The sequence below is a fragment of the Clostridium sp. genome (assembly GCF_036646415.1).
Classification (GTDB): domain Bacteria; phylum Bacillota; class Clostridia; order Clostridiales; family Clostridiaceae; genus Clostridium_J.
In genome coordinates, this window is sequence record NZ_JAVXMF010000013.1 from 83,037 (window position 1) to 94,909 (window position 11,873).

At 29.1% G+C, this 11,873-nt stretch carries 10 protein-coding genes; 3 read left to right on the top strand and 7 right to left on the bottom strand.

The genetic code is table 11. The features are described from left to right. Nucleotides 1-55: 55 nt before the first annotated feature. Nucleotides 56-1,165, bottom strand: a complete 1,110-nt coding sequence (locus RSD37_RS10360; RefSeq protein ID WP_346946662.1) for a serine hydrolase — start codon at nucleotides 1,163-1,165, stop codon at nucleotides 56-58. Nucleotides 1,166-1,381: 216 nt separating this feature from the next. Continuing rightward, the gene (locus tag RSD37_RS10365) at nucleotides 1,382-1,591 is read right to left on the bottom strand and encodes a P-loop NTPase (protein WP_346946663.1); all 210 of its coding nucleotides are present in this window, start codon (nucleotides 1,589-1,591) and stop codon (nucleotides 1,382-1,384) included. Nucleotides 1,592-2,011: 420 nt separating this feature from the next. Between RSD37_RS10365 and RSD37_RS10370 the strand changes: the two genes are divergently transcribed. From RSD37_RS10370 to RSD37_RS10380, 3 genes are read left to right on the top strand one after another with little or no spacing between them, the layout of a single operon-like run. Further along, nucleotides 2,012-2,794 (top strand): amino acid ABC transporter substrate-binding protein, encoded by a 783-nt coding sequence (locus RSD37_RS10370; RefSeq protein WP_346946664.1) that lies wholly within the window; start codon nucleotides 2,012-2,014, stop codon nucleotides 2,792-2,794. A 12-nt stretch (nucleotides 2,795-2,806) separates the two neighbouring features. Beyond that, nucleotides 2,807-3,418 carry an amino acid ABC transporter permease gene (locus RSD37_RS10375; protein WP_346946665.1) on the top strand — a complete coding sequence of 204 codons (612 nt, stop codon included), beginning with the start codon at nucleotides 2,807-2,809 and terminating at the stop codon, nucleotides 3,416-3,418. Nucleotides 3,419-3,430: 12 nt separating this feature from the next. Beyond that, on the top strand, nucleotides 3,431-4,093 hold the full coding sequence (locus RSD37_RS10380; RefSeq protein ID WP_346946666.1) for an amino acid ABC transporter ATP-binding protein: 663 nt from the start codon (nucleotides 3,431-3,433) through the stop codon (nucleotides 4,091-4,093). A gap of 138 nt (nucleotides 4,094-4,231) precedes the next feature. Here RSD37_RS10380 and RSD37_RS10385 read toward each other — a convergent pair whose 3' ends face one another. The 5 genes from RSD37_RS10385 to RSD37_RS10405 form a co-directional block, all read right to left on the bottom strand. After that, nucleotides 4,232-6,226 (bottom strand): methyl-accepting chemotaxis protein, encoded by a 1,995-nt coding sequence (locus RSD37_RS10385; RefSeq protein WP_346946671.1) that lies wholly within the window; start codon nucleotides 6,224-6,226, stop codon nucleotides 4,232-4,234. 406 nt (nucleotides 6,227-6,632) lie between these two features. Continuing rightward, on the bottom strand, nucleotides 6,633-8,651 hold the full coding sequence (locus tag RSD37_RS10390; protein ID WP_346946672.1) for a methyl-accepting chemotaxis protein: 2,019 nt from the start codon (nucleotides 8,649-8,651) through the stop codon (nucleotides 6,633-6,635). 334 nt (nucleotides 8,652-8,985) lie between these two features. After that, nucleotides 8,986-10,206, bottom strand: a complete 1,221-nt coding sequence (locus RSD37_RS10395) for a nuclear transport factor 2 family protein (RefSeq protein ID WP_346946667.1) — start codon at nucleotides 10,204-10,206, stop codon at nucleotides 8,986-8,988. A 615-nt stretch (nucleotides 10,207-10,821) separates the two neighbouring features. Beyond that, on the bottom strand, nucleotides 10,822-11,370 hold the full coding sequence (locus tag RSD37_RS10400) for a GNAT family N-acetyltransferase (protein WP_346946668.1): 549 nt from the start codon (nucleotides 11,368-11,370) through the stop codon (nucleotides 10,822-10,824). A gap of 65 nt (nucleotides 11,371-11,435) precedes the next feature. After that, nucleotides 11,436-11,672, bottom strand: coding sequence for a hypothetical protein (locus RSD37_RS10405; protein WP_346946669.1), 237 nt, complete (start codon nucleotides 11,670-11,672; stop codon nucleotides 11,436-11,438). Nucleotides 11,673-11,873: the final 201 nt, after the last annotated feature.

Sequence of the window (11,873 nt, forward strand, 5' to 3'; positions counted from 1 at the left end):
GAGTAATTATACTTTCTAAGTTTATTATTATACAATAGTATCTTTACATTATTTACTAGTTTTCTAACCACAATACATATTCCTTCATCACCTTGTCAGCACAAATTGATAGTTTCCTAATTTGTTCGCTTCCAGACCAATATCCTGAATTGTCAGTCATTATTGCTATAATATATGGTTTTTCTGCAAATACAATCCCTGTATCATGACATAATACTTCTGTCCATCCTGATTTATGTGCTGACTTATATTCTGGTAGACCTGGTTTAATATAACTATACTGTGCATTTAGTAACATATTAAAGTAAATATCTCCTTCATAGCATTCCTTACTAAATTTATATATCTCCCTCCATATAAGTGCCGCACTCTTAGGGCTTGCCCATCCCCATCTAGACCCATTAGGTAAATAATACTGCTCACATCCTAAGTCTTTAAGCATATTATTGTATCCCTCGTTCCAAAATCGATCATGTATCATATAATATGCAATGTTATCACTACAATCTATGGTATAGAACAATAGTTGCTCCAAGGTATATATGCCACCAATAGGTTCATATTGTAAAATTCCTGATCCATCCCTATAGAATCTCTCCTCATATACTTTCTCTTCACTTAATGAACCATTCCCTGCCGCAATTTCCTTAAAGCAATATAATGCAAAGGGTGCCTTAATAGTACTAGCAGTTTCAAATACCATATCAGGATTATACCCAAAGGTCATATTATCCTCCATACTAACCACATAAAATGAAGACTGGCTTCCATATCCTATGATCACATTATTAATCTCATCTAATAATTCTTCACTAATTGTAAATTCTGAATTTTGAACACATACCTTCCCTTCCTCGTACACATCATTACGAATATTAGGTAGAGTAGCAGTAGTGAGTCCCGTTGCATTTTTTGTTTCTCCATTTTTATTGTTACCTGTTGTAGATTCTATATTTTCCTTTGTCTTTGCAGAATTAACCATTGCATCTATTATGTTACTCTTCCTTATGGTATTTTTCCCATATTCACTAAATTGTGTGTTCAACTTTGAGTTGCCTTCTGTTGTAGTAATGACTTCTTTATCTTGTTCCTTGCCATATGAACATCCCGAGAAACAATATAACATCATCATACAAATAAGTACTAAAGCTATACACCTCTTCATAATAGCTCCCTTCCCCTATTACTATTACTCTTTTGAGCTTCCCATATATAATATGCTGGATTAAAAATGAAGGTGCATGATAGTTTTAATTTTTAAACAGCTTTCAACATATGATAAAAAACCTCATTGTAATCAACTTACAATGTCCAAAATGCCCACTTACCTGTTTCCCTTCACTTGCAACTGCTATTTTCATTTTACATTCCTCCTAAAATATTAATTTATATTTGAATTTAAAATTGCTTTACATATAAAAGAATTTATCTTTAAATCTTCTATGGAATTGAATCTACAGACATCTTCATATTTACTACATTTTATACAAAGTTCCTCATCCATTAACGCCTTTTTATCTTTTAATCCAAGTAGTCTTGGTACACTAGGTCCTGTTATATCAGCATTTAAAATTCCTACTTTTAAACCCACTCCTTATTATTGGCATTTGCTAATTATGTAATAATACCATTTTTATTTATTGTCAAATGCAATAAATAAAATATTAAAAAATAGTTGATTTTTTTCAAAATATAGATTAATATTGATAATAATTAAATAAGATATTAAAAAATTATAAAAATATTTGAAGGGAGGAAAATTATTATGGTGAATTTATCTATAGAAAAAATGAATATAAAATTAAATCACCATCAACATCATAGAACCTAGGGACTGTAATATGAAGATTTTTAATTCATAGATACAAGCCCTTTTAGCATTGAGTAAAGGCTAGTATCTATGGTGGTATATATATAATTGTAAAATTGTAAACCATATAGGTATAAAGCCTATATGGTTTTTTTATTTATCAAATTGTACATAAAAAATAATTTTATAGGAGGAAATATCATGAAAAATATATTAAAGAGATTTGGAATTGCTTGTTTAATTTTAATTACAGCAATAGGAGGGGTAGGATGCACAAAACCTTCAAAGGATAGTAGTAATGGTATGGAGAAAATAATAATTGGATTTGATAATACTTTTGTACCTTTAGGATATATGGATGAGGATGGAAATACAGTTGGATTTGACATAGACTTAGCAAAAGAAACTTTTAAAAAATTAGATATGGAAGTTGAATTTCAGCCTATAGATTGGGCAATGAAAGAAACAGAATTAAATTCAGGAAATATAGATGCTATATGGAATGGGTATACATTAACAGAAGAAAGAAAGAAAAAAGTCTCATACACAGATTCTTATTTGCAAAATAAACAAATAATCGTAACTTTAAAAAATTCCAATATAAAAACTAAGGATGATATAAAGGGCAAAATACTAGGAACTCAACAGGGTTCAGCGGCACTCGAAGCTATAGAGAAGGATACAGAAATCATAAATAGTTTAGATGGTAAAACGCCAGTTCTTTATGACACTTTTGATAATGTATTTAGAGATTTAGAAGCTAAAAGAATAGATGCAATAGTAGCAGATGAAGTGTTAGCAAGATATTATATAAATCAAAGGGGCAAAGAAAAATATAATGTATTAAAAGATAACTTTGGAGAAGAAAACTTTGTGGTAGCCTGCAGAAAAGATGATACAGAGCTTCGTGATAAAATTAATAATATATTAAATGAAATGAAAGCTGATAAAACTTTTGATGAAATATACAGTAAATGGTTTTAGGAGGGATACAATATGGTACAAGGACTTAAAATTACATTATCAATATTTCTTATAACACTTATAGTAGCAATTCCTCTAGGGCTTATAATTTCATTTTTAAGACTATCTAAACACAAAGCAGTAAGTGGACTAGCTAAAACTTATATTTTAATAATGAGAGGAACACCACTACTACTTCAATTAATATTCATATTCTTTGGATTACCACTTTTAGGGATTGTATTTAATAGATACATAGCAGCCATAATAGCATTTTCCTTAAATTATGCTGCATACTTTGCTGAAATATTTAGAGGTGGTATACAATCAATAGATAAAGGACAATATGAAGCATCTTTAGTATTAGGTCTTGATAAAGTTACAATGTATAAAAGAATTATACTTCCTCAGGTGAGCAAAGTAATATTAGCACCAATGTCAAACGAAGTAATTACATTAATTAAAGATACAGCAATAGTATACACAATAGGTTTAAATGATATTTTAAGAATATCTCAAATAGCCCAAAATCAACAGGCTAGTTTAATTCCATTAATTGAAGCTGCAGTTATATATATTATACTAACATCGATTCTTACTCAGATATTCAAAATATTTGAAAAAAGATATTCGTATTATAGATAGGAGGAGATGTAAATGTTAAAAATTAATAATTTGAATAAATCCTTTAATGGGAATTTAGTACTTAATAATATTTCATTTGAATTAAAACAAGGGGAAGTAGGCGTACTACTTGGCAAATCTGGAGCAGGAAAAACAACTATTTTAAGATGTATAAATGGTCTTGAAAAATTTGATAGTGGAGAAATTATAATAGATAACAATATTATAACAACATCTAAGGATATGTATAAAGTAAGAGGTAAAGTAGGCATGGTATTTCAAAATTTCAACTTATTTCCTCACATGTCAGTAGTAGAAAATATTATAGAAGCACCTATCAATGTATTTAAAGTAGAAAAAGAAGAAGCTTTACGCACTGCTAAAGAGCTACTAAGACTAGTAGATTTAGAAGAAAAAATAAATGCTTACCCATGTGAATTATCTGGGGGGCAGCAACAAAGAGTAGCTATAGCAAGATCTTGTGCACTTATGCCAAAAATATTATGTTTCGATGAGCCTACCTCAGCACTAGATTCAGATACAATAAAGAAAGTAGTAAACATAATAAAAAATCTAAAGGATAAAGGAATGACAGTACTTATAATTACACATGATATACCCTTTGCAAAAGAAGTATCCGATAAAATTATAAATATTACCAATGGAAAGATAGAAGAAACTACAGAAGTCGGTTAATATTATAATCATGAAACCTTGTAAAAAACTTTGTGTAAACTCGCAAAAGCCAGACACTTTTAATCATTTTCGATTAAAACTTCTGGCTTTTTACATTGCTATTTTATTAATTTATTTCTTTTATTTATTAACTATAACTTAAATTTTGAACTTGTTTACTTCCTCTAGCATTTCACTGGTCATAGTGCTAAGTATTTGTGCTGATGACGCTACTTCTTCTGTAGAAGCATTCATTTCTTCTGATGATGCTGCAATTTCCTGTGAAGATGCTGAAACTTCAAGTGAAACTGAAGATACTCCATCTATTCTACCCAAAATAATATTTTTGTCCTTATCTATATCTTCAGCAGAATTCTTAACTATTTCTATTTTTGGAATTACTTCATTAACAGCTTCTATAATTTTATTGAAAGATGTTATTGAACTATTAATAACTTTAACTTGATTCATTAATTCATCATCCATTTCAACAGAATCTTCAACTATAACATTAGTTTTTTTAGATATTTCATTTATTAGTCTAGTAATTCTTTCTGATGATGTTTTTGATTGTTCTGCAAGTTTTCTTATTTCATCTGCTACCACTGAAAATCCTTTTCCTGCTTCTCCAGCTCTGGCTGCTTCAATAGCGGCATTTAATGCTAATAAATTTGTTTGTCCTGCAATATTATTTATTATGTTAGTTATTTCATTTATTTCATTTATGTGTTTTCCAAGTCCAGCAATTTCCCCATTAAATGTCTTAAATGAATTACTAATCTTTGTTACAGACTGATTTAATTCATTCATTTCGCTACTGCTCTCATTTGCCATTAAACTAATTACTCTAGAATTTGAATCTACATCTTGTATTTCATTGACCATTCCAGATAACTTATCGCTAAATTCATCAAGAATTTCAGTTACATTTATTAAATCTTCAGACTGTGAACCTGTTCCCTGTGCAATTTCATTTATAGATTCAGCAACATTCTGTGATGCACTAGATATCTCTTCTGCAACTGAAGATAGATTCTCTGATTGCATATTAATATTTGAAGAATTTTCTTTTATTTTATTAATCATTTCCCTCAATGAGTCTTGCATTATTTTCATTGAATTAGTCATCTCTCCAAGTTCATCCTTTGAATTTAGATATTTAGAAGAAACCTCTTCACATAAATTGCCCTTTGCTAATAAATTCAAATGCTTAGAAGTTGACTTTATTCCCTTAGATATACTGTTAGCAATCATATAAACTATTCCAAATCCAATTAATATAAATAATGTAGATGATACAATAATAGAAACCATCAGGCTGTCTAGTTCCGATAATACTTCTGACTTTGATATTACAACTGCTAATGACCATCCAGTACCTTTCACTGGAGCATATCCCATATATTTGTCGATTCCATCAAATTCGTATTGATCCAATCCCTTCTCTCCCGCAGCCATTTTCTTTTCAATTTCTGATAGTTGTTGTACCTTAGTATTATCTTTTGCATCTTCAATAGCATTATACATTTCCGTTACTAACTCTTTATTGTTATGTGCGATGGTTGTCCCATCTTGTTTTATCATAAATGCATTACCTGTTTGTCCAAATTCCATTTGATCAGTTAATCCACTTAATTTATTTCCATCCCCTGTTGAAACTAATACTCCTACAATATCATTATTATTTTTAATTGGTACTGCATATACCACTACTGTTGATCCATCTACTTTACTTACTATTGGATCTGATACATTATTTTCACCAGCCAATGCTTTTTGAAAATATTCTCTATCCTTAATATTAGCACTTTTCCCATCAGTATATTTTATATCACCATTTTTATCCGAAATACCCATCTTTATATTTTCGCTTCTTTTAACTTCTTCTAAAAGAATTGGCATTTTATTTTCCCATGGATTTTTCAAATCTTTTATGTCATCTCTTGTTGCCGTAACCTCTAATGAGTCCAAATGACCTTCAATTATCGCTTGAATATTGCTCGCTGCTTGTTCTGCAATCTTAGGTAGCGTCTTCTCTAGATTTGATGTTAGTGCCTTTGATGAATTCATGAATGAAATTACCCCTAAGCCTATACATATACCACCTATTAATAGTCCTGAAAATACTATTAGTTTTGATTTTATACTTTTCATGCCTTTTGCACTCTTTATCTTTTTTGTATTTTTCATTTTTCTCATACTTTTTATTTTTTTCATATTTTTTATATTTCCCCCTTAATTAATTACTTAAAATTAAAATTTTATTATTTATGTAATAAACCTCTACCATTTTATCATATTATGTAATATCAGTAAATAATTTGTGACATTTTGTATTATTTTGTTATATATTATCACAGAATTTTATTTATTATCTTCATATTCTACCATCATCCTAATTCATCATGTATTTCTTTAGACGATATTTCAATATACTCCTTACGTTGTTATTTTAACCTTCACTATCTTATAGAACAAAAGCCAGGAATATCTAAACATTTTGTGATTTAAAATTCCTGACTTTCAATATGATTTTTCTTATCTTAGTAAATTTCTACATTTATATTTTAAACTTTTGTACCATTTCATTTAGTTTTTGTGCAAGTTCAGCCTGACTTTGTGCTGTTTCAGCCACTTGCTCTATAGCTTTTGTGGTTTCATCCATATTTTCTTTTATCATCTCTGCCTTTTCACTGGATTCTTGTGAAGACTGCGCCATATTTTGGATTGCTTCACTTACTTGTCCTACTGTCGCTGTAATTTCTTGTGACATAGCAGCTATTTCTTCTGACATATTACTTACAAAATCAGAATCATCATGATACTGATTTCCTGTTTCTTCGTATTCATCATAATTTTTCATTATATCTACATCAATAAATTTTAGTATATCATTACCAGTTTCTATACTTCTATTAAATACTTGCTTTACTGACTCTATAGTGTTCTGTATCTCTACTACAGCCCCGGAAGATTGTTCGGCAAGTTTTCTTACTTCTTCTGCTACTACTGCAAAACCTCGTCCTTGCTCCCCTGCCCTTGCAGCTTCAATAGCTGCATTTAAAGCCAGTAAATTGGTTTGATCTGCTATAGAAGATATAGTATCTGCCATAACCCTAATACTATCTATTACTGAACTTTCTTCTACAACTTTTTTCATGTTAGCTTGCTTTTGAATATATAAATCTTCAGCTATTTTCTTTACTTTTTTACTATTATTCTTTACCTTACTTGCTCTTTCTTTAGCTTTATTTGCATTGTTGCTTCCGTCCATAGCCTTTGAGGATAATATATTTATACTTGAATCTACTTCCTCAATGGATGCACTTATTTCCTCTGAGGCAGCACTGGATTCCTGCATACCTCCTGCAATGGTATTTACAGCCTCATTAATAGTTACAGTTTTAGCTGCTAGTTCTTCAACCGTTGCTGAAAGTTCTTCAGAGGATGCACCTATATTCTCCGAATTTTCCATTATTACTTCTACAATTGAATGAATATTTTCTGTCATCTTATTTAAATGTTTACTCATTTCACCAAGTTCATCACTACTTTTTAGTTCTAGGTGTTCTGTCAAATCTCCATTTGCCATTTTCATAGCAAAACTATTAACTTTTTTAATATTCTTTCCTATATAATTTGCGAATAACAATATGCATAAGACCACTATTAAAATTGAAATTACTATTATAATACTTATTTTATTTCTAAGTGAATTAATTTGTAAAAAAACTTCTTTCTCTGGAATACATATAGAAATAATCCAATCAGTGTCCTGTATAGTGCTGTAGTACACTTTTTCAACTCCATAGTCATCCTTAAATGTTCCTTGACCATCTTTATTTGATATCATTGTTTCACCTAAGGCTGCCAAGGTAGGATTCCCATCATCTTTTATATTAGTTTTCATTATTTTAGATTCATCTGCATCTGCAATATATAATCCACTTTTATCTATCAAAAATGCCCTACCTTTCTCACCTATTTGCATATTTTTAATATTATCTTGTAATGTAGATAAATTTATGTCCGCTGTAGTAACTCCAATAAAACTATTATCTGCATCATAAAATGGAGATGTGGCTGTTACCATGGAAACTTTTGCAACATCATCATAATAAGGTTGTGACCATTCAACACTTTGCTTGGTATCTTGTCCTATTTTATACCAATCACCTAATTTATAATCTGTCTTACTATATTCATCCGTATAAGTGGCTTTATTGTCAACCTTATAAGCATAAGGTCCAAATAACTCTACGTCTTTATTATACTTAAATGGTTCAAACCAAACTCCTGCTCCAAAGGTTTCGTCATTTGTCTCAATTAAACTTTTCACTATATTTTCATAATTAGCCTTAGTCAAAGATGGTAAAGAACCTTGTACCACTTTAGCTAAACTTTCAGATATTTTTTCGTGTCTTTCGAGACTTTTTTCAATTTCCTGAGATTTTTCATTTAATTTACTATTCATATTTATTTCAAGCTCATTATTTATTATTTTTTTCGAACTTGAATAACTCATATACCCTAGTATAATCATTGATACTATAATTACAGGAAGGAGTAATAATATCATCTTCACTTTAATACTTTTAATTTTTATTCCTTTAATTTTTATGCCTCTAATTTTCACATTCTCAATCCCCTCATATGTTTTATTGATAAATTAATAGCTGTGTTTCATTTATCGTAACAATTCATCTATTAAAATAGAGGAAATTTATTAGTATTTCATTATTTTTTAAATTTATTTTTATTCTCATTAGAAAAAAGTAGTTAAAAAAACTATATATGTTTTTCTACCTACTTTTTCCCATTACATAAGTCAAATTTTATTCCGTGATATCTAAGCTACAATCTCTTACTTTCATAATTATCCATAACATCGCTTATACACCTTACAAAGTAGTTTAAATGTTATTTTCTAAGATTGAAGCTGCCTCTGTCTTGCCTTCAAAAATATAATTAAAGGGAAGGGAGAATTGGAGATATTTGAATACCCAATTCCCCTTTTCTTGAATAAGTACCGCTTCAAACCTAAATGGCCAAACATATTCTTCACCCTTAGCATTTTCCTTGAATGTGTCAGCAATTCTTCTTCTTACGTTAAAAAGCTTATCTTTATCCTCTAAATCACTTGTAAATATATTCTTTATTATGTCTACAGTATTTTCAAAAGCACTATTTTCGGAAATCTCCTTTTTCATAGTACCATGAGTGACTATCCAAACCACATCTTCATTTGAATTAATTAAACAATTTTCATAATCTAATTCCATTTTATTGTAATATGCTCTATGATTTTCTATTAATTTCTTAATTTCCTCTTGACTACTATAAACAGTTTTGTCTGTATTAATAATTAATGGATTGTTAGAAGCAAAATATTTACTATCTATTACGGATGTCTCTTTATCTGCTTTCAAATATTCATCATTAAAAGCTTTTAAAAGTTTTAATACTTCATCTTTATACACTAATGTATTGTTAATAGACCACTCCTTCATTTTTTTTGTTTCTATTTTAAAACCCTCTATATCATCACCAATGTTATCAATTCTTACATCTGGTAAATACCCAACTACAGGAAGTGAAAATTGCATTTGTTTTATAATCCATCGATTTTCTTTTTTGATTAACACAAATGAAATACGCAAATCCCATAAATAATGTCTTTCATCACCATCCCATTTATTTAATAAATGACATAACTTCCAATTGATTTCAGTTAGCTTTACTTTATTAGTTTTTTTGCTATCAGAAGAAACCTCATCAAAATATTCCTTAATATAGCCTAAATAACGTGCATAAGTATCCTTGTTACTATAAAAAGAATATTTAATTGTACCTGTAGTATAAATTAAAGCTGTGTTTCCAAGTGGTATTATAGTAGCTTCATCAGCCTTAATTCTCAAATCCCCCCAATATTCCCAATCACTTAAAAATATATCTTTAACTTCTTCATAACCTATACACCATTCACCACCACTTGTGCCAACCACAATTACATTTTCATTTTTGTCAAATAATGAATCCATGAAATTGTCAATTTTATTTACATCCCTTTGAATGTAGGCCTCTTCAAATATATTTAGTATTTCAATTAATTCATTCTTTATATCATTTTTCATATATTTACACCCCTTATCCATATGTTTTTTATTCTTTCAATTTTATCTAGCCTAACCCAATAATATTAAATGCTAAATTTATTTCTTTTTATAAACTAAAAAGACTGTATTAAAGCAAAGCCTTATTACAGTCTAAAAATATCTACAATATTTTACATAACAAAATAAGTATGTACTAAATAAATTCAAAACCTTCTGAAATAGTAATTCAAATTCTTTCAATATATATTCTAAGCCTAATATTGATAATTTCCACTACTAATAAACATAGTACTAACCTGAATTTATAATAGTAAATAAAATGTAAAACAAAGGATTTTAGTTCTATAAGCTTGACAGTCTCTACTTGCAAATCTTTAAAAGAAATAAAACAAATAAACCTAATGAATTAGGCAATTAAAAACTTCTTTTAATATTAATTTTTTATTTTAAAAATTAATTAGCAAATAGTAATCATCATTCTATAGCCCCCTTATTTTGTATTATATGTAAATTATACATATTTAAGTTTAAAAAGTCAATTAATTTACAAGTAATAGTTTGTACCTTTTTCATATAAATTAAAAATTGGAAGGGTATAATTGTCCCATTTTTTATATCTACAATGTATTTTATCTATATATACCTATTGCAAATTACAGTTTCAATATTTTTTCTTAAACCCTTTGCATCAAATATAAAAATATCAACTAAAAGCTTTTCATCCGCTGTACCTTGAATTTCGTGTCTCAACACGGTACCTCCAAACTTCCTGTAAAAGGCATTTGATGGTGCACAGTGATGATTATAAACAACAAGCTTATCAAAATCTTTAGATATAAAATAATCTAGTATTTTCTTAGTAAGTTGTAATGATATTCCATGCCCTCTATATTCTTTATGAACAAAAAGATAGTTTAGTTCAACACCACCCTTTTCAACGTCATACTCTTCTGCAATACTTGCACCAACAAACCCCATAAATTTATCATTTTCAAATGCACCATATATAAGTCGAATATCATTATTTTCCTCTGCTTCTTGCAACCATTGTATCATAGAATCTAGTTCTTCTTTCTTTACACGACGATTTGGTGCAACTCCTGCAAGCTCCTCGTCCCAACAATCAACTAATAAATCAACTGCCAGTACAAACTCTTCTTCTTTTAATTCTCGAATTATCATTTTATTAGCTCCTTTCATGTGTATCTATTTACAAAAATACCAAGTTTAAAATTTTTCTTTATTTATTAGTCAATAATCTCAACCTCTTTTGTTAGCAAGTTTATAATTCTTGTTCTCTTATCTGCTTTTGAAAGAAAAACAATTTCACCGTTAGTATCAATACAATATGATATTGGAATTGACACTCCACAATTTCGGTAAGAACCATCCGCATGGCTTGTTCCTATAATAGTAGTTTGATAGGTTATTGCAATATCTTTTGCTACATTTACCCATTGTTCAAACTGCTCTTCACTGAACATCCCAACACCTATTGGATGTGCTATAAAATCAAATCTTCCATCTATGTTTTTTAATCCTTCAAGACCTTTTAATATTTCTCTACAAAGTAAATAGCCTATTCTTAATCCATCATTATCAACAACTGATGGGCTATATAACTCTTCATCCGGTAAGTAGACTAGGGAATCACTACCCTAGCCCCTCTTAGAACCGTACGTGCG

Coding starts and splice junctions, on each gene's coding strand:
- RSD37_RS10360 (WP_346946662.1), bottom strand. CDS start 1,165: ATGAAGAGGTGTATAGCTTTAGTACTTATTTGTATGATGATGTTATAT.
- RSD37_RS10370 (WP_346946664.1), top strand. CDS start 2,012: ATGAAAAATATATTAAAGAGATTTGGAATTGCTTGTTTAATTTTAATT.
- RSD37_RS10375 (WP_346946665.1), top strand. CDS start 2,807: ATGGTACAAGGACTTAAAATTACATTATCAATATTTCTTATAACACTT.
- RSD37_RS10380 (WP_346946666.1), top strand. CDS start 3,431: ATGTTAAAAATTAATAATTTGAATAAATCCTTTAATGGGAATTTAGTA.
- RSD37_RS10385 (WP_346946671.1), bottom strand. CDS start 6,226: ATGAAAAGTATAAAATCAAAACTAATAGTATTTTCAGGACTATTAATA.
- RSD37_RS10390 (WP_346946672.1), bottom strand. CDS start 8,651: ATGATATTATTACTCCTTCCTGTAATTATAGTATCAATGATTATACTA.
- RSD37_RS10395 (WP_346946667.1), bottom strand. CDS start 10,206: ATGAAAAATGATATAAAGAATGAATTAATTGAAATACTAAATATATTT.
- RSD37_RS10400 (WP_346946668.1), bottom strand. CDS start 11,370: ATGATAATTCGAGAATTAAAAGAAGAAGAGTTTGTACTGGCAGTTGAT.
- RSD37_RS10405 (WP_346946669.1), bottom strand. CDS start 11,672: ATGTTCAGTGAAGAGCAGTTTGAACAATGGGTAAATGTAGCAAAAGAT.